This is a genomic window from Photorhabdus sp. HUG-39 (assembly GCF_963878365.1).
Taxonomy (GTDB): Bacteria; Pseudomonadota; Gammaproteobacteria; order Enterobacterales; family Enterobacteriaceae; genus Photorhabdus; species Photorhabdus kayaii.
Genome location: NZ_CAWNWY010000018.1, coordinates 63,109 through 84,860, shown reverse-complemented (window position 1 = coordinate 84,860; position 21,752 = coordinate 63,109). Strand labels below are relative to the sequence as shown.

18 protein-coding genes and 1 pseudogene are annotated in these 21,752 nt (G+C 48.3%); 8 read left to right on the top strand and 11 right to left on the bottom strand.

Going from position 1 to position 21,752, the window contains the following annotated elements; genetic code table 11:
- Positions 1-7: 7 nt before the first annotated feature.
- The 8 genes from AAC155_RS13280 to AAC155_RS13245 form a co-directional block, all read right to left on the bottom strand.
- Positions 8-901, bottom strand: coding sequence for a PTS system mannose/fructose/sorbose family transporter subunit IID (locus AAC155_RS13280; protein WP_113042707.1), 894 nt, complete (start codon positions 899-901; stop codon positions 8-10).
- The gene (gene agaW, locus AAC155_RS13275; protein WP_113042706.1) at positions 891-1,676 is read right to left on the bottom strand and encodes a PTS N-acetylgalactosamine transporter subunit IIC; all 786 of its coding nucleotides are present in this window, start codon (positions 1,674-1,676) and stop codon (positions 891-893) included. Before agaW ends, AAC155_RS13280 begins: the two co-directional genes overlap by 11 nt.
- A 10-nt stretch (positions 1,677-1,686) precedes the next feature.
- Positions 1,687-2,169, bottom strand: a complete 483-nt coding sequence (gene agaV, locus AAC155_RS13270) for a PTS N-acetylgalactosamine transporter subunit IIB (RefSeq protein ID WP_011145207.1) — start codon at positions 2,167-2,169, stop codon at positions 1,687-1,689.
- Positions 2,135-3,352 (bottom strand): AgaS family sugar isomerase, encoded by a 1,218-nt coding sequence (locus tag AAC155_RS13265; RefSeq protein ID WP_113042704.1) that lies wholly within the window; start codon positions 3,350-3,352, stop codon positions 2,135-2,137. Before AAC155_RS13265 ends, agaV begins: the two co-directional genes overlap by 35 nt.
- A complete protein-coding gene (locus tag AAC155_RS13260) occupies positions 3,349-4,644 on the bottom strand; it encodes a D-tagatose-bisphosphate aldolase, class II, non-catalytic subunit (RefSeq protein ID WP_113042703.1) in 1,296 nt (431 codons plus the stop codon). The genes AAC155_RS13265 and AAC155_RS13260 overlap by 4 nt, the downstream gene beginning before the upstream one ends.
- 35 nt (positions 4,645-4,679) lie before the next feature.
- The gene (gene agaR, locus AAC155_RS13255; protein ID WP_113042701.1) at positions 4,680-5,453 is read right to left on the bottom strand and encodes a transcriptional repressor AgaR; all 774 of its coding nucleotides are present in this window, start codon (positions 5,451-5,453) and stop codon (positions 4,680-4,682) included.
- A 527-nt stretch (positions 5,454-5,980) separates the two neighbouring features.
- Positions 5,981-8,461, bottom strand: a complete 2,481-nt coding sequence (locus tag AAC155_RS13250; protein WP_113042699.1) for a T6SS phospholipase effector Tle1-like catalytic domain-containing protein — start codon at positions 8,459-8,461, stop codon at positions 5,981-5,983.
- Complete coding sequence (locus tag AAC155_RS13245) at positions 8,449-8,961, bottom strand: DUF3304 domain-containing protein (protein ID WP_113042698.1); 513 nt, start codon at positions 8,959-8,961, stop codon at positions 8,449-8,451. Before AAC155_RS13245 ends, AAC155_RS13250 begins: the two co-directional genes overlap by 13 nt.
- Before the next feature lie 790 nt (positions 8,962-9,751).
- On the opposite strand from AAC155_RS13245, the gene ampC reads away from it, so the two are divergent.
- Positions 9,752-10,909: a class C beta-lactamase gene (ampC, locus tag AAC155_RS13240; protein ID WP_113042696.1), complete on the top strand. Its 1,158-nt coding sequence runs from the start codon at positions 9,752-9,754 to the stop codon at positions 10,907-10,909.
- 81 nt (positions 10,910-10,990) lie between these two features.
- On the opposite strand, the gene AAC155_RS13235 is transcribed toward ampC, so the two are convergent.
- The 3 genes from AAC155_RS13235 to AAC155_RS13225 form a co-directional block, all read right to left on the bottom strand.
- Positions 10,991-12,289 (bottom strand): phospholipase, encoded by a 1,299-nt coding sequence (locus AAC155_RS13235; protein ID WP_113042694.1) that lies wholly within the window; start codon positions 12,287-12,289, stop codon positions 10,991-10,993.
- 33 nt (positions 12,290-12,322) lie between these two features.
- Positions 12,323-12,802: a CesT family type III secretion system chaperone gene (locus AAC155_RS13230; RefSeq protein WP_191214863.1), complete on the bottom strand. Its 480-nt coding sequence runs from the start codon at positions 12,800-12,802 to the stop codon at positions 12,323-12,325.
- A gap of 224 nt (positions 12,803-13,026) precedes the next feature.
- The gene (locus tag AAC155_RS13225) at positions 13,027-14,121 is read right to left on the bottom strand and encodes a terpene synthase family protein (protein WP_113042690.1); all 1,095 of its coding nucleotides are present in this window, start codon (positions 14,119-14,121) and stop codon (positions 13,027-13,029) included.
- 333 nt (positions 14,122-14,454) lie between these two features.
- Between AAC155_RS13225 and AAC155_RS13220 the strand changes: the two genes are divergently transcribed.
- From AAC155_RS13220 to AAC155_RS13190, 7 genes and pseudogenes are all read left to right on the top strand, one after another.
- The gene (locus AAC155_RS13220; protein WP_113042689.1) at positions 14,455-14,772 is read left to right on the top strand and encodes a type II toxin-antitoxin system RelE/ParE family toxin; all 318 of its coding nucleotides are present in this window, start codon (positions 14,455-14,457) and stop codon (positions 14,770-14,772) included.
- Positions 14,773-14,857: 85 nt separating this feature from the next.
- A complete protein-coding gene (gene nadS / locus AAC155_RS13215; RefSeq protein ID WP_113042687.1) occupies positions 14,858-15,154 on the top strand; it encodes a NadS family protein in 297 nt (98 codons plus the stop codon).
- A 212-nt stretch (positions 15,155-15,366) separates the two neighbouring features.
- Positions 15,367-15,999, top strand: coding sequence for a response regulator transcription factor (locus AAC155_RS13210; protein WP_113042685.1), 633 nt, complete (start codon positions 15,367-15,369; stop codon positions 15,997-15,999).
- Positions 15,996-17,068, top strand: a pseudogene (locus AAC155_RS13205) (MASE1 domain-containing sensor histidine kinase). The gene AAC155_RS13210 and the pseudogene AAC155_RS13205 overlap by 4 nt, the downstream one beginning before the upstream one ends.
- A gap of 73 nt (positions 17,069-17,141) precedes the next feature.
- Positions 17,142-18,488, top strand: coding sequence for an MFS transporter family glucose-6-phosphate receptor UhpC (gene uhpC, locus AAC155_RS13200; protein WP_146748099.1), 1,347 nt, complete (start codon positions 17,142-17,144; stop codon positions 18,486-18,488).
- 20 nt (positions 18,489-18,508) lie between these two features.
- Positions 18,509-19,540 carry an ABC transporter substrate-binding protein gene (locus AAC155_RS13195; RefSeq protein WP_113042680.1) on the top strand — a complete coding sequence of 344 codons (1,032 nt, stop codon included), beginning with the start codon at positions 18,509-18,511 and terminating at the stop codon, positions 19,538-19,540.
- Positions 19,541-19,671: 131 nt separating this feature from the next.
- Positions 19,672-21,750 carry an ABC transporter permease gene (locus AAC155_RS13190; protein ID WP_113042678.1) on the top strand — a complete coding sequence of 693 codons (2,079 nt, stop codon included), beginning with the start codon at positions 19,672-19,674 and terminating at the stop codon, positions 21,748-21,750.
- Positions 21,751-21,752: the final 2 nt, after the last annotated feature.

Sequence of the window (21,752 nt, the reverse complement as noted above, 5' to 3'; positions counted from 1 at the left end):
CCGTTTATTAAAGAAAACCCACAAACTTCCCTACAATACCGATCACAACCGTCAAACCAATTAACTTGACCGGGGAAAATCCTTTTTTCATCAACCAAAACACTAGCAGGGTGAAACACAACGGCAACAAATTAGGCATTAGTTTGTCCAGCACATCCTTCTGCAACGCCACACTGGCCTTACCGGCGTTTATCACCACCGGCGTCGAGAGATGAACATAGGAAGCCACTAACGCCCCGATTACCGTCATTCCTACTATCGAAGCGGCATGGGAGATCTTTTTGGTATGCTTTTTCAACAATGCCAACGCACTGGTTCCTGCACGATAGCCATAATGCGCCAGACCAAAACGCAAGCCAAAATGCACAATGTTGAACAACAACAGGAATATGATGGGACCAAACAGACTGCCCTGTAGCGCCAGAGAAGCCCCAATACCTGCACAGATGGGTAACAGAGTCAACCAGAACAATGCATCGCCAATCCCACCTAGCGGCCCCATTAGCGCCACTTTCACGGCGCGAATAGTGGAAATTTTCTCCTTATTTCGCTCCATTGCCAGCACCAAACCAGACAGGAAGGTGGCATCAAACGGATGCACATTAATAAACTCCATATGCATCTTCATAGAATTCGCCAGATCTTGCGGATGCTTGTGGATCTTACGCAGACCCGGGATCAAGGTGTACAACCAGCCCCCCGCCTGCATACGCTCATAGTTAAATGACGCCTGTAGCAACAAAGAGCGCCACGCCATACGATTCAAATCGCCTTTGGTCAGATCCTCACTCGGTATCGTGTCCTGATAGTCATCCTGCTCAACCTGGCTGGTTGCCAGCGCCTGCGCCATCCTGTTCTCAGCTTTAGCAGCCATCGCCGCATCGGTGCCGTTAAATGCCATCTTCCATCTCCTGAGATTGAGTGGTAGGCACGCTGCGTTCAGCGGCCTCCTCCATACGGGAACGGTTAAAGAAATCGATCAATGCAATCGCAAAAGCGCCAAGAGCTACAGCAATAATCGGCATATTGAGGAATGTGACTGAAATGAAACCTAAAATGAAATAAGCGATATAAGTCTTTTTCATCATGATTTTCATCAGCATAGAAAAACCGATAGCAGGCATCATGCCGCCCGCAACCGCCAGACCATCCAACAACCATTGCGGCGCCTTTTGTACCATGACGCTGGCAGCATCGGCACCGAAATAGACCGGTAGAAATGCCACGATAAAGTAGAAACAAAACAGAATGGTGATACCCAGATAGTTCACACGCTCCACGCCGCGCCAGTTCAACGCTTTCACCATTTGATCGCACTTATGCATCATGGGTGAAAACAGGGTAAACAGCAGGGTGATGCAGCCTTGCACCGCAATGGAAAATGGCACCGCGATACCAATCGCTACCTTAGGATCAGCATGAGTCAAAATAGCAAATGCCGTACCAATCACGCCACCAATCACCACATTTGGCGGCTGAGCACCTGCCAGTGGCACCATTCCCATCCAGACCAGCTCCAGTGTCCCCCCGACCAGCAAACCCGTCTGCACATCCCCTAAAATCAGCCCGACCAACGGCCCAATCACCACTGGACGATGAAAATGAGTCAACCCGTCGAACAGATCCACCCCGGCCAATCCAGCCAGTAACCCAATCAATATCGCATCAATCAGCATAACTCCCCCCTCAAACCAGCAATTTGGCGATAGGTTCTCCCGCTTCATCCGGCACTCGCCGAATTTCGCAAGTGACGCCCAGTTGTTCCAACTCACGAAACACCACCACGTCGCTATCATCAACCGAAACCGTCTTATGGATTTGACGCTTTCCCTCAGCAAAATGCATATTACCCACGTTAACGAAGCGGATCGGTACACCGCCTTTTACTAACGTCAATACATCCTGCGGCGTTTTACAGACGATAAAAATTTTCTGGCGCTCAGCCGCTTTATGAATCACATCAATGGTTTTTTGCAGGGTGAAATAACGCGTCTGAACCCCATCAGAAACCACCATATCCATCAGATTTTGCTGCATCAAATCACCGGCAACGTGATCATTAGCCACCAATACCAAATTGGCCCCCAGTGAATTGGTCCAGGTCACACCGACTTGACCATGCACCAACCGGTTATCAATTCGAGTCATTAAAATGTTCGGTATCGACATAATCACTCCTGATACATTTTATTCTTGGTGAATACGATGGATGATAAGGATAAATTTCCACCCCCTTCACCACGCGGTTGACTTCCCCTGTCGGACATGGATTGTCTGGCGTTATGCCCAGTGCCAGCGAGGTTTCAAACGCCAGCATCTGCAAAAATATCAAATAGGGGAACAACAGCCAGATATCGTCTTGTTCACTGTTAACCACCGTGAACCCTTTCCCCTGTGTGCCACTCAGTGCAACAATTTGACACGCCAATCCGTCATGATTCAGCTCATGCCACAGATCGAGATCATAACGACGACGATACTGATCAGCCGAAAGCATCATGACCACCAACGTATCGCGTTCGATCATAAACTTCGGCCCATGACGCACCCCCATTGACGAATCGTAACGCGTCGTGACGTGCCCGGCAGTCAACTCCAGCATCTTGAGCGCTCCCTCCTCTGCTACCCCAGTAAAACAACTGGAACCCAAACACATCATGCGTTTAAAACCACAACGGGCCAGCCGCTTAATTTGTGCCTGCCACTGCCCCCTTTCCCGCTCACACAACGCGGTCATCGCCATCAACGACGCCCTACTCTGTTCCAACGTCAATGGCCCTAGCAGCAGCACTGTTGCTAACGTCATGCAGCTAAAACTGGACGTCATAGCAAAACTTTGGTCATGAGAACCCTGTGGCATATTCAACGAACAGACGTGAGAGCACCCTTCGGCATAACACGCTAACGCACCGCCGGGATTACAGGTCAGCATCAGGTGATAACAGCGTGACAGGAGCTGATCCGCCAGTTTTACCGCCGCCACGCTCTCTGGACTATTGCCCGATCGCCCATAGGAAATCAGCAATGTCAGACGCGTTGGATCGAGATATTGCAAAGGAGAAGGCACAATGTCTGTGGTGCTGTACGCGACCACATTCAGTCCACACTGCTCACGCAACCAAGGCGCCAATGCGCGCCCGATAAACGCGGAGGAACCTGCGCCACACAGCACTATCTGTAACTCTGGATCAGACAATAAAGGCTGCAAAAAGGGTCGCCACAACGCTTCCTCACGTTGCAGATTTTGATATAACTGACGCCAAAGCTCAGGCTGTTGATGAATCTCTCTGGCAGTATGCAACGCATGGTGCTCACGCAACCAGACTTCGGCATAGGAAAACAGCTCATTCATGCTAAAACTCCTTGTACCCCAAGCTCACAAGCCTGCGCATAGCTCAAGAGCACAGAACGAATTTTATCCAACACCCAGGCATGTGGGTCATTATCCAACCTTCCGGCATTAACGGCCTGCGCCTGCTCCGGCAGGTACTGACTCAACAGTGAAAGGGAAACCGGACGACAACGCAGATTATCCATCAAGGTATTCACTGCCTGTTGTACCTGCGGATGCGGCCAGTAGTAACGAATGCGATCACTCAAACTGTATTGACGATCAATAAACTGTTGATGCGATGTACCGTGGTAATAGCGATTCCAGTGCTCCGGCTGCTCAAGCATGACCTGTTCTAACGTAGCACACAGATGAGCCGCGTCTTGTTCCCCATTCCATTCACCATCGATTTTATCGAGTGCGAAAAGCGCCTCACGTAAAGCAAAAGTCAAAGCTGGGCCGACTTTCAAAATGGCAAAGTGATCACGTACCAATTCACGGTAAGCTTGCGCCGTTTGATAATCAGTAGAATGAGCTTCATAGACTAAATAGGGTTGAGATTCGATATATTGACTCAGTGCCGCTGCACGTTCAGGTTGATAATGTTCGATACAATGGTGATCGAACTCCACCCCGGGTTGCACCACCATCGCAATCACCCGTGGCCATACCGGTTCCAATCCAGCCAACTGCCAGGCTTGTTGATGTACACTCAACGTTGTCGCCGCAGCCTGAGGCGTCGTGACTTGCATTCCTGCTAATGCTTCTTTCGCTCCACCCGGTACCGGCACTTCGGTACCTATCACATAAACCGGTGGTTCTCCCCCCACCTGCTGCCAACAACGTTCTGCTACCTGACACAAACGAGCCGCACGTACCGCAACCTCCTTGTCGCCAAGCGGCGTTGGATCATCCAAACAGGACATTGAACAATCGAGATGTATCTTACGAAACCCTGCCGCCACATAATCGTGTATCAACGTTTCAGCCAGTTTCATTGCCTGTTCAGCGGGAAGATCCTGCCAAGCATTGGGTCCAAGATGATCGCCCCCTAACCAGACACGATCACGCGGTAAACCAATGCGATCGGCCTGTTGCCAAACTGCATCCCGGAATTGAGCAGGTTGCATCCCAGTATAACCACCAAACTGATTGACCTGATTAGAGGTTGCTTCAATCAATACCGAGGTCTTACGCTCTTTAGCGACGCGCAAAGCACTTTCCAATACCCAAGGATGAGCGGAACAGATCGAATAGATCCCCACTGCTTCACCTGATTTGTGACGACGGATAAGTTGTAATAGTGACTGCATGGTGTCTCCCATGCGGGCAAGAATCTCGGTAAGAACTATTCGTCGGCAATAACCACATCCACGCCGAGTTCAATTAATGCCCGCCTGTAGTTATCGGGGATCCGACTGTCAGTAATCAGCCGATGAATCTGCCCGGCCTGACGGATCAGGCAAAAGCTTCTGCGCCCAAATTTACTGGCATCCGCCACCGCGATAATTTCATGCGCCACCTCACACATTACGCGATTAAGGTGGGCTTCACCGGGATGTGGCGTGGTTATCCCTGCTTCCAGATCAAAACCATCGACGCCAAGAAATAGGATGTCAAAGCGATATTGACGCAATTGCTGTTCCGCCGCCGGGCCATAGAGCGAGTAGGAGTTCTGACGCACACTCCCGCCAAGCACCATCACCTCCATCCGGTCAAATCCCGCCAGTTCATAGGCGATATTCAACGCGTTAGTCATGACGACCAGATCACGTCGCTCTTTAAGAAATGGTACGATTTGCGTGGTAGTCGAACCGGAGTCAAGGATCAAGGCATCACCATCCTGAACAAACTGTGCCGCCCTAGCCGCAATGCGCGATTTCACATCACGATTCATCCGGCCTTTATCTTGCAAAGGGCGATCAAAGGCGAATTGCTGATTTAGCATGGCACCGCCATAAGAACGCAGTGCGCAGCCTTTTTGCTCCAGATAACGCAGGTCATTACGGATAGTGACGCTGGAAACCCCAAAACGGGTGCTCAAATGTTCAACACGTACGCTGCCCTCATGGCACAGCAAGTCGATAATCTGTTCACGTCTTTTTACGGTATCCACAGCCATTCCGTTATACTCCTCAGATTTTCAGCGACAAATTTATGCCGCCTGTGATGAATTGCTTTCCCTCTCTTTCGATTTAATTACAGCAAAAGCAACCAAACGAAATTGTGATCGCTATTACAGTCTATTATATAACCAAAAACTGGCATAAAAGGTTTCGATTAGAAACAAAGCGAAAGAAAATATTAAATTCTCTGGTTACTGGCTATTTACCCAAAAAATCAGTTTTCATCCACATTTTGGGTAACAATTGACATAAAGAAACGAAAGCCCTTGGTTTTCAATCAGCAACCGCAAAGTTTTATTTTGTCCGGTAATAGAGATCACAAATTTTGTGATTGGGTGTCTATTGGCTGAAACCTCTTTCATTCAAATTAAAGAGATAATTAGCGGAGAAAACAGATCTATAGTGGCTGGATGATATTAGCCTGAGTCAGTACTCAGGCAACAACATTAACGACTTACTTGCCATTCTGGAGACTTAGAATAACCGTACTCATGCAGGCTATCGCCCTGACGGATAACGTTTTTCATTTCTCCGGCTCCCCTAGCGGAGTCGGTTCCAGCGTCTTTCCTGCCCAACGCGCTTTGAGATTCTCTTTGCCGATTTGCAATCGCCGCGCTTCAATAAACTGCCTCTGCTGACCGGTCACCTCGCCCACATGATGGGTGAACGCTTTCGTCTGCTCTGCGTCCGGTAACATGGGGATCAGTTCCCGGGTGGATAAATCGTGGGCGCTCACGTCCAGCTGAGTACAGTGAACTTCGTCGATGGCATCCGCCACCATGTTGCCGACTTTTTTCCGTTTGAAGATAAACAAGGCACTGCCAACCGGTGACACAGCCCCCACCACATTGCCGCTCACCGTCAAAAGCGACAGGGGTTTATTACACATTTTGCCGAAGTAAATCACCCGGTAACGGAAATAACCGCCCTCCGGCTCGCGCGTATCCAGCGTAGAGTACATAAACCAGGCGCGGGAATCATGCACCTGATTGTCATACAGGTCGACCAGCAATGACTCCGGTGATTCTGGTTGACCGGTTTTTCCCGCCGGGATTGACCGAAAAAGCCGTTTGACCAATACCTCTCCCGCCGCTTTCATTTGCTGATATTCCTTATCCTCATCATCACTGTTCAACAGATAAAGGGCATTGCCCAGAATGTCATCAACAACAAATTGCTTCACACTGTGTATTTCACGCCGTTCTCCCCGGTAGTCACGGCTAAATTCCGCGGCTGCTTCCCGCAACTGATTCTGTGCAGTTTCCGGGTCAAAATCCGGCACTCCCGGGGACAACACCGGTGGCTCTCCCCGTCCACCGTTAGAAGCGAAAGCCGTCCGCTGGGCTTTCCGTTGCTTTAACACCGCCTGTTGCTTTTCTTCCTGCGCCTGCTGACTTTGCTCATAGTGGGCTTTTTTCGCATCACGGTTGGGGGCTTCATGGAAAAACGGCGTACTGAGCAGCGTACCGCCGGCGTAACGGTTGATACGCCAGGCCGTCAGCCAGTCCAGCTGGTTTTTCATGGCCTGCTCCAGCGCCACAGCTGACCGTACCGGTTCAAAGCGGGCAGCTTCCTCTTCCGACAAGGGTTGTTTAGGCATCTCCAGGCCCAGGGTGACTTCACGCCAGGCGTTGAAGCGGTTGACTAGCTGCGAGCTAATGAGAAATTCATCAACTACATCAAGTGGCATTTTACGCCAAGCATTTCTGGCTAAATCTGTAGGCAAAGTATCTTCTGGCACTTTTAAAGGTGCACCGGAATCAAAAGCCGCAGCATACATTTCATGCAAAGCAATTTGTGATAAAAGGAGACCATCTGTTTTACCTATTGACTTGCCCTGTTCACCTAGTGGATAACCGCCGCCCAAATCAGAATGCACCCCAGGATAAATTACCTCAGTACTGCCTGTCGGATAAGTGCCGTCCGAACGGCGAATGGAGTCCATCGGGAAACTCAACCGCTGTTCATGGGTCGAGACCAGATGCACACAACGTTTCACCAACCCGCCGTAAGTCTCCTCCGATGGCAGCTCCTGCGTGCCGTCTGCCCAGGCCATATGGCCTTCAACGACAGGAACCACATGGCTCACCCCGACCGACGCCACCGTGTCAAACAGCCCGAGAAACTCCACACTGATGGGCAAGTTACACTCCGGGTCGGTTTCGTTTTTCGCTTGCAGACACTGCGACGGCTTCGAGTTATCCTCTTTGGGGGGCGGCAACAGTTCAGCCAGCCAGTTGACAAAGGCCCGTGCCTCTGCTGCCCCACGGGAAAAACCATACACATACAACTTCATCCCCAGCAGTTTGGATTTGCCCCGTCCCGGCTGGCTGCGGGCTATGACTAGCTCACGTTTTAAGCCAGAAAATTGCTTATAAAACTCGGCATAACGGTTATGTGCGCCACCCAAACCCAGCGTGTGCCATGTCGTGGCCATCGCCTCAAGGGATTTTTGACAAGCAGTATCATCAATTTTGTCGTTTGCTAATACGCGTTTTAATACATCAATCAACCGCAGCAACGCCCAGTTGATCCGGTCTTCACCCCGGTCAGCAGCGGCCAGTCCTAAAGTGGTGTAATCCAGATCATTAATTTCCGGGAAGGGGGTGCCCACACCGGGAATATAATACTTAAAGTACTTTCCACCGGTGCTGTCGATATCATCCAGCAACGGCTTACCTGCCGCGCCACCCGCATAACCAGCCCCAATCGTCGCCTGGAAAAGGCGGACAATATTGGTCGGGTGGTTAGGAACGGCCTGATAAAGGTCGTTATATAAATTATTGCCGGTCCCGTCAAAGAACAGGCTGACATGCAGGGTCTTACAGCAGGGCGGTGCCACCCGACGATCCGCAGCCAGACAGAGCTCCTGATGGTAAGCTCTCTCTTGACTAATTTGTTGGCGGCAATTTTGCCTAATCAGGTAATCCCGAGCTGGCAACCGTCCCTGAGCCGGGAAAAGGGCGGGCAACCAGACAGCATCGTTATGATTTATTTCGGACATACTTTGGGCTCCTTCATTTGTAAAGGTTCTTTTATCGGATAATTGGGGCTGTTATAGGTGTTGCAGGAGGTAGTGACTTTAACCTGATCACAGGGTAAAAAATGCACCGTAATACCGCAGGTGCGCTGCCCGGTATAATCGGGTACCGGCACTACCTGGCTATGCTGGCGATTATTAGCCCGTAATTTATTACGCCAAGCTAAATATTTTTCTTCATCAGCAAAACCGGGAAACCCCTTTGTTGATGCCTCACCTGCCTCCCAATCCACCCGGACCGTCATACCCGGTTTCCATTTCGCTGGTACGCTATAGCAGCAACCACCCCCACCACCCTGATACGGTCCGATAATATCGATACCCGGTGTATCATCCACACTGAACCGGTTAATCGCCCATTTGGTATGGTTAATCGCAATAATCACGCCTGCCTGCGCCGGAAACTGGCTACAAGCAGCCAGTAACAGACACAAAACCGCCAGCCTAAGCTGTTGTTTTTTCATCTTCGACTCCTTCACATGAGTGATAATTTGAACGTGAGATGCCTGTATGTGTTACTTCGGACATACTTTAAGTTCTGTCATTTTCATTAGTTTCTTAATCGAATAATTGAGACTGCGCATAGCACAAGCTGATTAACCAGATCACCAACACTTAAATTTTCAGATAAATAAACTAAACTGCCTGAAGTGTAAAACGAACAGAAAATGATATACAACTAAACTAGCGGTTAATAATTGTAAAAGTAGGTAAATCTTACCGAGCAGATCATATGGTTGATAACAAAGAATTTTACTAAAATGCCCATTCAATTCTTATGGCATAATGCGTTGAAAATATCTACGAAAAAGAATAACAACCCCAAACAATCATAATTCAATCAATTTAGGATTATTCGTTATTTTGAACTAAAGCATGAAAATGAATTGATACTGGATAAAATACGCCTCAGACATGATGGGATACAGACAATCACTTTATTAACAAGCAATCCTTTTCATTCGTTATTCTTTAATTCATACGAGTTTTACGGGCGGATCGTATTCCCACCACTACTGTGCTCTTTGGGAACTCCCCCAAATAACGGGCAAAATGACAGCCATTTTTGAATTCAGAACCGTTACCCAGGGCTATCACCAGGTGAAGAAGGAGGCTATTGTGCGATAAAGCGTTGAGCTTCCCACGGGGAATAATCTTAGGACACCTCTTTTTACCTTGTTACCTCCTGCTGGCGTGTAAATCCTGATAGAATCCAAGACTGAAAGCTCTCACTGTAATTGAAGGACACGCCACATGACAAAACGATTTTCGGTGCTGACTGGCAGTTTGCTGCTTGCCGCTTCTCTCGGCACTCAAGCCTCGAATACACCCGATCAGCCCCATCTGACAAATACCGTTGATAAGACCATACACTCCCTGATGCAGGAATATGACATTCCAGGAATGGCGATTGCGGTGACTTTCCGCGGTCAACATTTTTTCTATCAATACGGTGACGCATCAAAAGAGAGCAACACGCCGGTCACCAAAGAGACCCTCTTTGAAATAGGATCGGTCAGCAAAACCTTTACCGGCAGCCTGATTTCTTGGGCGCAGGTGACGGGAGCCATTTCCCTCTCCGATAAGGCCAGCCAGCATTTTCAACCGCTTGCAGGCAGCGCCTTTGACAACATAAACCTGCTGAATATTGCCACCTACACCGCGGGCGGCCTGCCGTTACAATTCCCTGATGAGATCGACAGCAATAACAAAATGGTGGACTGGTTTCAGCACTGGCAGCCAAAGTACACGCCCGGAACCTACCGCCAGTACTCCAATCCCAGCATTGGCCTGGCGGGCTATATCGTTGCCCAACGCCTTGAAAAACCTTACTCAATACTGGTGAAAAACCAAATCCTTTCACCACTTGGTCTATACCATACCCGGTTTAACGTGCCCGAACAGGAGATGAAAAATTATGCATTGGGTTATTCAAAAGAGAATAAACCGATTCGCATCACTCCCGGCGTACTGGATGAGGAAGCCTATGGTCTGAAAACCAGTGCACAAGAGCTGATCGGCTTCGTGGATGCGAATATCGATCCTTCCCGCGTAGGTGACAGCAAACTGGCACAGGCCATTCGGGCAACCCATACCGGCTATTACCGGGTGGGGGAGATGACGCAAGGGCTGGGCTGGGAGCTTTATCACTGGCCCGTTACCCTTGAGCAGGTACTGAGCGGCAACTCGGCGCAGATCGCTTATCAGGCCAACAAAACCACGGAACTATCGCCGCCAGAGCCGCCAACGGATGCGCTTTTTATCAATAAAACCGGTTCCACCAATGGCTTCGGAGCGTATGTCGCATTTGTGCCGCAAGAGCAAATGGGTATTGTGCTACTGGCCAACAAAAACTACCCCAACGAGGCGCGCATCAAAGCAGCCTGGCAAATCCTCAAGGCACTGAAATAAGGTGCAATTGCGTTAAATACAGTTGTCTATTGGCAGCGACAGCGCCTCCCGCAGGAGGCGCTGTCCTAACATATCGAGTCATTAAGCCAGTAAGGCTTCCAAACCTGCGGTCACCGACTCCATACGGTGACCACCTGAATGCTCAATTACATAACGCTTACCTACCTGAGAAGAAGCATCCAACCCCCAAATACCATGTTCGACCTTCTGACTCAGCGGATCGCTACTGGTATTGATGTGGGTGACGTTGGCACTATCCAACTTGTCGGCCAGCCGATCCCGTAATCCTACATGCAATCCCATGCTGTTGAATGCGGTGACCTTGATCCCATGTTTGATGCCCGCATATTGCGCCAGCCCGCCGCCCAAGGAGTGGCCTAGAACCTCAACCTTGCCGCCATATTGTTTAGTAAAAGCCTTGACCAAACGGTCAGCATCCTGAAACGCGCTGTCCTTGATCCCCAAAGCAGCGCCGACATCACTCTTCACCGTACCAGGACGCTTAGTTGGCTGGGTGCCCACGAAGGAGAGCACCATAGTATCGTCACGTTTGTAAACAGCAACCTTGAGCGCAGACCAGCCGTCTCCCTCAAGGATTAAAGGATCATTCTCCCCCTTGCTGGGGCGAACATGCAGAGTTAACTCACTGCCAGTTCCGCCACTGCCATCCTCCCGGCGAGCCAGTATTGAGGACGGGATATCAGCTAAAGTGGCATGACTGTAACTCGCAGGCATATCCCGATAGCTACTGGAGCAACTAATTCTCGCCAATTGAGCCGCATCCATCACTGCCTTAGCTCCCACAGCATTCAACGGCTCTTGCTCCGCTTTAGCCACAAACGCAGGTTTGGCGATCACCTTGGCAGAATTCAGCAATTGCTCGGCACGCGTTCCAGCCTGCAAACGATCAGATGCGCCAAGCGGTAGGTGCGAGACCCCCTTCGCGCCCGCTCCAGCCAGCCCCAAGGCAGAAGATGCCAGCAAACGCCCTGTGGATTCCGCCAGGTTTTTAACGCCTGTAACACCGACTGAAATTGCACCACTCGTTACACTACTGGCACCGCCCGTGATATTAGCCAATCCCTTGATAATGGCCCCAGTCCAGTAACGCGCCTTACCTTTGGCACTCTGTGCATGGGAGTCATGTCCTCCCTGTATGGCAGTGCCAATCTTGCGAGCCGGGGCACTCAATGTCAGATATTTCAGTGTGGTGGTCATCACCTTGCCCGGCGACACCTGAGTACCAAGACCAGTACTGGTGTAATGAGAGGCAAGATGATGATGAACATTATTATTACGAGATGGTGTCTGTACTTCTCCGTTCGAAAGGGGCGCCAATGCCGTGGCGCTGGGAGTGTGCCCAATACCTTGAATAGACATCTTATTTTCCTTGGTTATTCAGGCGACCGAAATTCAGCATACGATGGCTGAGCCGGGTAATGGATGCAGCACAGATGATGCGCCATTCTGCTGGGTGCTGATCACCTGAAACTGAGACTGTAAGCTGATCCCAAGATCGAGAAACTCTCCCAGAATCTGCATAAATGTCGTTTCGTCGAACATCTCGATCAATGCAGAGAAGCTCAACACCAGATAATTAGTACGACTGTCCAGACTGATCTGACTGCCGCCCGTGGTAAGACCGAACATATTCAACTCAAGGGCAGCCCGGGTCAACATCAACTGGCCCGGCTCATCTGCTGGCAATCGCAACAAAGGAATATAGAAATAAAATGCCTGAACGTCATCATTACCCGGCACTTCGATGATGCACTCACCACCTTGGCCGAAAGGTACTGTACAGTGACCATCGCTGCCAATGCTCAAAGCTACACCTTGGCGTTCACCAACAAGGCGCAACCATTCAGATACTGTCTGTTGATATGCTTTCACTATGATGTTCTCCGCTCGTTATCCCTTACAGACCAAGGGTTTGGCCCGCAATAGAAAGTGTGAGCATGTTAACAATCACTGACAAGCCGTGATTTATCTCTAGGGCGAAGTTTTTTATATCGACGTCGAAGTAGCGCCTTATCGGCAGTTGGGTTGCACCGTGCAAATGCGGTTCGAATCCACCGTACCCAACTTGGCCGACAGGTGTTGTCCAGTAGCACGGGTTAATTCATATGAGTTTTACGAGCTGGATCGTATTCCCACCACCACTCAAAAGAGGGAAGCCCCAGTGATTCGAAACTTTCCGAGGGCAGAATATCGGTGCACAATCCTCCTTCAAATAGATTGTCGTAGGAAAGACCACTGATGGACCAATAACGCTTAGAAGTCTGACCCCAGAACAAACCACCACTGTAATAGGCAGTCAATCCATTAATGTAATCACGAACTTCAGGAGATGCGGTAATCAATACCTCTTTTTGTAACCGCAAGAACAAGCTAACTACCCGCCAACGGAGTTCCCAATAATGCTCCATGCTCTGTTCAACCGTATAACCATATTGTCGACATATGACACTAATAACATTATGTTCCTTATCATCTATCGCCCGTGCTTGTTCCTTCGCATAAGCATAGGCTTCACAATCCCATGCAGTCAGGCAGTCCATCATTTCTGATAATGCACGGATGCGGCGATCTTCAAACTCATCCTGACTAATATTAATACCTGCGATAATATGGCTTAACACAGGATATGCCCAAGCGCCACCACCATACATACGCATCACCAAATAATCATCAAACGAAGGTTTTGGCTCCACCGCCTTCCACATTTCAGTCATAATGTAAGTACGTATCACCTCAAAAAAACGACCTGCTAAAGCAGGAGATGAATAGCGTTCCAATCGAATACGTAAGTCACGCATTGCCATCGCGTAACGGTCGTTGTTTACCGGATTTTCAGGAGACTCAAGTGCGCGTTGTAATTGAGCCGCATTATGAATATAAGCGGTAAGATTCATGCTTAATGGCCCTTCATCGCAATATTCATCATCATAGGCAAAACCCCACATCACGAAATCTGAACCTACTTGCAACAATTCCTTACTCCCCTTTGGATAGAGTAACCCCGCCAACCGTGCACTCTCCATTTTCCATAAACGTTGCCGCTGTGTTTCGTTACTATATAGATGGAAACGATCCGCATATTCACGCGTAGCTATTTCAATCTCACAATTTTCCGGCTCTCCCGCATTGACTAACGGATGTAACATATATGGGAATGGATTGGGCAGAGGGGGAATTTTAATAATATTCACGAATAATTGGCTCCATAAAGTAATTTATTAACAAATGATGATTCGGTGGCAATTAAGTTATAGATGGGCATAAGATTTTTTACCAATCTTACTAACTCGTTTTCTGCCAACACTTACACTGCTACCGAAATTACCGGCACAGAGGCAACTATTACACAAGGAATCATTGAGATTTTGGCACAAAGAAGGAAGTAAATTGGTTTGTAAAAATGCGGATCACAAGTAAGTTTGTCGTTCCATAGGCAAAATATGTACTACGTACACCAATATACTTGCAAAAGTGTACATGGTACACATACAATCTACATAAACGATAATTGATCAGAGGACACCATGTTTACGTTCATTGAACTACAAGGTTTCAGTAAAAGACGACAAACGCTGCTAACTGATGATGAATATCGAAAGTTTCAAGAAGTTCTGATTAATGACCCCGAAGAAGGGGACACTATTTCTGATACTGGTGGATTTCGCAAAATACGCTGGGGCCGTCAGGGAACAGGAAAACGGGGTGGTATTAGAGTTATTTACTATAATGTCACCCGTAAAGGTCGTATTTATTTGGCATTAATCTACCTAAAAAGTGAACAAGATAATTTAACGGAAGAGCAGAAGAAAGCATTAAAGAAAGTATCTACTTTCTTGGATTAAATTAATTGGTGAAACAACAAGCAAGGCTAAACTGTATGATAAAAATATCATATGCAAGTTACTGAGAAAGCCAGCTGAGGTATTTATGAAAAATGAATTGTTTGCTGATCTTCTAGCTAGTGCAGAAGAAATGGTGAAAATTGAAAAAGGTGAATTGACGCCAAAACCGGAACATGTTCACACTTTTGCCGAAATTGATGTTAAAGCAATACGCGAAGCAACTGGCCTGAAACAACAGGAGTTTGCCATAGCAGTTGGCGTAAGCTATGACCTGGTAAAAAGCTGGGAAAGTAAACGCCGCTATCCCACTGGCGCAGCAAGAAAGCTACTTATCTTATTGCAGGTTAACCCTTTTATTATTAACCAAATTAAATCTACCTGATATTATTTCAACGCGCTAAAACGGGCGCGTTGTCATTGTGCCAGATATTTTAATCCCCATTTTTCTGGCTTTCGCCACGCCAGTACTCAGAGCATAAATTCATAGCTAAATTTGTTAGCTTTCTTGCAGATTTAGTTGATTAATTTGCACAACCTGCCTTTCCTGCACATCATGTAACTTATTGTATTTACCATTTATTCGTTAAAAAAATTATGATTAGAGTTGCACTTATTGACGACCACGTAGTTGTCCGTTCCGGTTTTGCCCAATTACTCATGCTTGAAAATGATCTTGAAATCGCCGGGCAATACGCCAATGCCAAAGAAGCTTGGTTGGGTTTACTCAGAAACCCGATTGATGTTGCCGTGATGGATATCGCGATGCCGGATGAAAGTGGTTTGCACCTGCTCACTCGGTTACGGCAAAAACGACCTGATTTTCGTACCATTATTCTCAGTATTTATGACACCACCGCATTTGTCCAAAGTGCGCTGGATGCCGGCGCCTGCGGCTATCTCACCAAACGATGCGGCCCGGAAGAATTAGTTCAGGCAGTACGCTCCGTACATCAAGGCGGCTGCTATTTGTGCGCTGATGCACTAAAAGCACTGCGTCAAACATCACAGAAGGTTACAGCACTGCAAGTGCTAACCCCCAGAGAACGGGAAATATTTGATCTGCTGATCAATGGCATTAATGTCAAAACTATCGCAGAACAACTTTATCTCAGTCACAAAACAGTTCACGTGCATCGTGCCAATATTCTCTGCAAGCTCCAGTGCGATAGCACCATTGATCTGGTTCATTACGCTCTGCAACACCAGATTCTAATGGGGAATCCATGAACAGAGGATCACGATTTGGCCTGTTATCACTCTTTCTGATGATTTTTTATTCGCTGAGCTGGCTTGCTCTGTGGACCATCAGCTTTTACCTGAATGACAATGGACAACAAGCTACACTACTTCTGCCACAAGGGTTACGGCTGGCACTGTTTATCCTCCTGGGACGTCGTTACTTGCCCACCTTATTAGCCACTGAGATTATTATTCTGCTATGGCTCGGCAGCGAACAACTTATTACTCACAATATCATTCTGTTATCACCCTTTCTCAGCCTAATACCCACCCTTATCGTGCAACAATTCTGGTGGCGCTATCCCCTGTATTGGCAACGGCTCTCGATTCTGCTGGCTGGCGTAGCCGCCAACAGCAGCTCGCTGAAAATTTACAACGTTACCATGAACTCTTAGAGCAGGAACTAACCGCCCGCCATACTCTGATGAAGAAGCTGGTTCACACAGAAGAAGATATTCGTAAAAGTATTGCCCGCGAGTTACATGATGAAATTGGTCAGAATATTACTGCCATTCAAATTCAGGCAACGCTGATAAAACGTACCGCCATCACCCCGGCAACAGAAATGATCGCGGAACAGATCAATAACCTGGCCCAACAGATCCACCAATCCACCCGTCAATTATTACGCCAATTGCGCCCACCGGTTTTGGAAGAGATGTCCTTAGAAAAAGCGCTTCACCATCTGATCCATGAATTTGCGTTTAAGGAACAACAGATTGATTGCCGGTTGGACTACCAACTTCCTCAAAATCCAACCAATGAAACAGTGGTTTTTACCCTTTACCGTCTGGTTCAAGAGTTACTGAACAACGTCAGCAAACATGCCAAAGCGACTCGAATCGCTATCATCCTGCGACAGCGCCGGGATGTGATCGAACTCAGAATCAGTGATAACGGCATCGGCATTACAGAAGATAAAAGAAAAGGTGGATTTGGCCTCCAAGGTATTGAAAAACGTATCCGCGCGTTAGGTGGAGATTGGCAGTTAAGCAATGATAACGGCACGCGTATAATTGTTAAGCTGCCCACAAATTCTGATGAAAATCAGGCATAACTAGGAATTATTCCTAGTTGCCTAAAACCTTATCCCATCCATTTTCATCAACCTTTCTTTATATTTCATTTTCATGGAGGAGCCGGGTATGCAAGCCACCAGCCAGAAACAGATTTCACAACACTATCGCCGCTGGCGCAGCCGTTTGCTGATTTCCATGATCATTGGCTATGCCGCATTTTATCTGACACGAAAAAGCTTCAACTTTGTTATGCCGGTTATGCAGTTGGAACTGGGATTGGATAAAGGGCATATTGGCTGGATAACCACTCTGTTCTATCTGGCTTACGGCAGCTCAAAATTTATTTCCGGCGTATTTCATGATCGCACTGGCTATCGCTGGTTTATGGGGGCCGGATTAGTGATGACAGGTGTGTTAAACATTATCTTCGCTTTCTGTTCATCATTTTCTGCACTGCTGATCATCTGGACACTGAACGGCTTCTTTCAGGGCTGGGGATGGCCCCCCTGCGCCAGATTGCTGACACACTGGTACTCCCGCAATGAGCGCGGCTTCTGGTGGGGATACTGGAATATCTCCATTAATATTGTTGGCATTACCGTGCCAATGTTGTCCGCTTTTCTGGCGACAACTTACGGCTGGCAAACAGCGCTGATGATGCCGGGGATTATCGGCATTTTATTAGGCATCTGGCTCTGCCATCAGTTATGCGACATACCACAACAGCACGGTTTGCCCAGTGTGGGGCAGTGGCGGCAGGATTTACTGGAGCTTCGACACGAACAGCTATCATCCCCCATGCCGATGATGCAGATATTGCGGGATACCATCTTAACTAACAAAACTATCTGGTTGCTAGGATGCTCCTACATTCTGGTCTATCTCATCAGAATGGCAATTAACGATTGGGGAAATCTGTGGTTGTCGGAAACACATGGCGCCAATCTGCTCAGTGCCAATGCGACACTTTCCCTGTTTGAACTCGGTGGTTTAACCGGCGCTCTGTTTTCTGGTTGGGGATCTGATTTACTGTTCCGCGGCCAACGCGCTCCAATGATTCTCCTGTTTGCGCTTGGGCTATTTATAGCTGTCACCGCATTGTGGCTGACTCCCATTCATCACTACGCGCTGTTGGCAGCTTGTTTTTTCAGTATCGGCTTTTTTGTATTTGGCCCGCAAATGCTGATTGGGCTGGCAGCAACGGAATATTGCCATAAACAAGCTGCTGGCACCGTCACGGGTTATCTGGGATTGTACGCCTACCTGGGCGCAGCAATCGCAGGCTGGCCACTAAGTCAGGTGGTTGCCCACTATGGCTGGTCAGGGATGTTTGCCCTGCTCACCGCCGCAGCCGCCATGATGGGTTTGCTGTTGATGCCACTGTTAATGGCAGACGTTGGTAAAAGGGAACATATGGCAGGGGTAACCTCGCTACTTTCTAATAATAAGCAGTTTTGAATACAAATAAGGACAAAATAATGAAACTGAAACCTTTCTCTACACTTATTGCAGCCGGTCTGGCCGTTGCTGCATTTACCAACAGTGCTCAGGCCGCCGGACGTTTGATCGTTTATTGCAGCGCCACTAACGCCCTGTGTGAAACTGAAACCAGAGCATTCGGTGAAAAATACAATGTAAAAACCACTTTTGTCCGTAACGGTTCAGGCAGTACTCTGGCAAAAATTGAAGCCGAAAAACGCAATCCACAAGCGGATGTCTGGTACGGCGGGACTCTGGACCCGCAATCTCAAGCGGGAGAGATGGATCTGCTAGAACCTTATAAATCCCCTAATCTGACGCAAATCATGCCGCAGTTCCGCGACCCGGCCAAACGTAAAGGCAACTACAGCTCCGCCGTTTATGTCGGTATTCTCGGCTATGGCGTCAACACTGAACGTCTAAAAGAGAAAAATCTGCCGATTCCAACCTGCTGGAAAGATCTCACCAAACCGATATATAAAGGCGAAATTCAGATTGCCGATCCTCAAAGTTCAGGTACCGCTTACACCGCGTTAGCAACCTTTGTTCAGTTATGGGGCAAAGATCAGGCATTTGATTACCTGAAAAAACTAAACGCCAATATTTCTCAGTACACTAAATCCGGCATTGCGCCAGCACGAAATGCCGCCCGTGGCGAATCTGCGATTGGTATCGGTTTCCTGCATGATTACTCATTGGAAGTAGAAAATGGCGCACCACTAAAACTTATCGCGCCATGTGAAAGTACCGGTTATGAAATCGGCGGCGTAAGTATCATCAAAAATGCCCGCAATATGGACAACGCTAAACTGTTTGTTGACTGGGTGTTATCCAAAGAAGCACAAGAATTGAGCTGGAAGAAAGGGAAAGCTTATCAGATCCTGACCAATACCAAGGCGAAAGCTTCTCCTCTGGCGCTTAAATTATCCGATCTAAAACTGATCAATTACGACATGGATAAATATGGCGCCAATGATGTACGCAAGGAGTTAATTACCAAATGGGTGACAGAAGTGAAAATGGCTAAATAAAGCCAGTCAAGGGCGGCTCACCTCCGCCCTTAGAAGCTATCCATCAGGCTACCTTATGTTCCCGCATCAATAACGCCTTAGGAGGATAGCTGCTTACTGCTGCTACCACACAATAATAATGGAAGGAAATTATGTCTCACGCATTTACCCTGCCTATCAGACAGAAGCAGGATGCCGTGTTCTGGTGGATTGCTCTAATGTGGCTGGCCTTCGCGCTTTTGCCATCATGGAGCCTGGACTACGGCCTATTCGAATCTACTCAAGATGAACTGCTCGCCGCTTATGGCTGGAATGGATTAAACATCAGCTTACTATGGTTCCTGTTACCCTCAGTACTACTACTACGTCCACTCACACCAGCCAACCGCAATCAACATCGACGCCACTATTTTGACGCGGGTTATGCCTTACTATGCACACTATTTGTCGTTATTAGCGCCGCCATTATTGGTCGTGGGCTGGGCTACTCGACGATTTTCCTGTTTATCTCACTGGGCGCGATGATTACTCTGGCCCTGTCTCGCCTTGAATGGCTGGGTGGTGACAGTTTTGTTATCGGTTCATTAGTCGCGGTTATTGCCCTAATCGGCATATTTATCCTTTATCCGAGTATTGCCATCTTTATTCCGATGTTTACGGATGATGCCGGTCAGTTTGCCCCATTTGCTTTTATATCGATCCTGGGGCAGGCACACATTATTCAGGTTATCATCAACTCCGTTTTGCTCTCTCTAGCCGTGGGTGTCGGTTGCACTTTCTTCGGGCTGGTGCTGGCAATTTATACCGCCAGAATCGCCCGCCGTTCCGCCATTATTGGCCGGGTATTCTCTATCTTACCCATCGTAACGCCACCGTTTGTGGTCGGTTTAGGCGTCACCCTAATGATGGGCCGTTCCGGTTATATCACTGAATTTATGGCAACCTGGTTTGGCCTAACCAACACCAACTGGCTGTATGGCTTTACCGGCATCTGGCTGGCGCAAGTTCTAGCCTTTACGCCAATGGCATTTATGATCCTTGATGGCGCTATCAAAACCATCCATCCCTCATTGGAAGAAGCTGCTTATACTCTGCGAGCCAATCGCTATCAGACATTCTTCAATGTTTTTATTCCGCTGTTAAAACCAGCACTGGCGAACGCTTTCCTGATTGTCATTGTCCAGTCGCTGGCCGATTTCAGTAACCCATTGGTACTGGGCGGTAGCTTTGACGTACTGGCGACCCAGATCTATTTCTATATCACCGGTTCTCAACTCGACTATCAGGCCGCCAGTACTCTTGGCGCTTCACTGCTGGTTTTCTCGCTGCTGGTCTTCTGCGTGCAGTATCTGTGGATTGGTAAACGTTCCTACGTCACGGTTTCCGGCAAATCCTACCGTGGTGACGTACAACCGTTGCCAACGTCACTGGTTTGGGGGGTCTGTGCCATCCTATTTATCTGGGTTGTGTTCAACATTTTGTTATACGGCAGCATCTTCTACGGCAGTTTCACCGTCAACTGGGGAGTTGATTACACACTGACCTTAGATAACTTCATCAAACTGTTCGGTCAAGGTCTGCACGATGGCGCATGGCCATCATTACTGGATACCCTACTCTACGCCGGTATCGCTGCCCCCATTACTGCGATCCTCGGTCTGTTGATTGCTTACATTGTTGTACGCCAGGAATTTCGCGGTAAAAAAACCATCGAATTCACCACTATGCTGTGCTTTGCCGTACCGGGTACCGTCGCTGGGGTTTCCTACATTCTAGCCTTCAACGATTCACCTTTTTATCTCACCGGAACGGCGGCAATCGTCATTATCTCCATGACCATGCGCAATGTACCAGTGGGTATCCGGGCAGGCATTGCCGGTCTTGGACAAATTGATAAATCACTGGATGAAGCTTCACTCAGCCTGCGTGCCGGATCGATGAAAACCATCTTCCATGTTCTGTTACCCTTACTGCGCCCGGCGATTTTATCTGCACTGATCTACAGCTTCGTGCGTGCGATTACCACCGTCAGCGCGATTGTCTTCCTGGTCACACCAGACACCCGCGTAGCAACCTCTTATATCCTGAATCGAGTGGAAGATGGTGAATACGGGGTTGCTATCGCTTATGGCTCGATCCTGATTGTAGTTATGCTGGCCATTATTTTCTTATTTGACTATCTGATTGGCGAAGCGCGGATCTCTCGTTCCAAAGCCAAAAATGCACAGTAATC

Bases quoted from the DNA above. Each gene is read 5' to 3' on its own strand.
- agaR (WP_113042701.1), bottom strand. From the start codon at position 5,453: ATGGCTGTGGATACCGTAAAAAGACGTGAACAGATTATCGACTTGCTG.
- AAC155_RS13250 (WP_113042699.1), bottom strand. From the start codon at position 8,461: ATGTCCGAAATAAATCATAACGATGCTGTCTGGTTGCCCGCCCTTTTC.
- AAC155_RS13195 (WP_113042680.1), top strand. From the start codon at position 18,509: ATGAAACTGAAACCTTTCTCTACACTTATTGCAGCCGGTCTGGCCGTT.
- AAC155_RS13280 (WP_113042707.1), bottom strand. From the start codon at position 901: ATGGCATTTAACGGCACCGATGCGGCGATGGCTGCTAAAGCTGAGAAC.
- AAC155_RS13220 (WP_113042689.1), top strand. From the start codon at position 14,455: ATGTTTACGTTCATTGAACTACAAGGTTTCAGTAAAAGACGACAAACG.
- AAC155_RS13210 (WP_113042685.1), top strand. From the start codon at position 15,367: ATGATTAGAGTTGCACTTATTGACGACCACGTAGTTGTCCGTTCCGGT.
- AAC155_RS13235 (WP_113042694.1), bottom strand. From the start codon at position 12,289: ATGTCTATTCAAGGTATTGGGCACACTCCCAGCGCCACGGCATTGGCG.
- AAC155_RS13245 (WP_113042698.1), bottom strand. From the start codon at position 8,961: ATGAAAAAACAACAGCTTAGGCTGGCGGTTTTGTGTCTGTTACTGGCT.
- nadS (WP_113042687.1), top strand. From the start codon at position 14,858: ATGAAAAATGAATTGTTTGCTGATCTTCTAGCTAGTGCAGAAGAAATG.
- ampC (WP_113042696.1), top strand. From the start codon at position 9,752: ATGACAAAACGATTTTCGGTGCTGACTGGCAGTTTGCTGCTTGCCGCT.
- AAC155_RS13265 (WP_113042704.1), bottom strand. From the start codon at position 3,352: ATGAATGAGCTGTTTTCCTATGCCGAAGTCTGGTTGCGTGAGCACCAT.
- agaW (WP_113042706.1), bottom strand. From the start codon at position 1,676: ATGCTGATTGATGCGATATTGATTGGGTTACTGGCTGGATTGGCCGGG.
- AAC155_RS13260 (WP_113042703.1), bottom strand. From the start codon at position 4,644: ATGCAGTCACTATTACAACTTATCCGTCGTCACAAATCAGGTGAAGCA.
- AAC155_RS13190 (WP_113042678.1), top strand. From the start codon at position 19,672: ATGTCTCACGCATTTACCCTGCCTATCAGACAGAAGCAGGATGCCGTG.
- agaV (WP_011145207.1), bottom strand. From the start codon at position 2,169: ATGTCGATACCGAACATTTTAATGACTCGAATTGATAACCGGTTGGTG.
- uhpC (WP_146748099.1), top strand. From the start codon at position 17,142: ATGGAGGAGCCGGGTATGCAAGCCACCAGCCAGAAACAGATTTCACAA.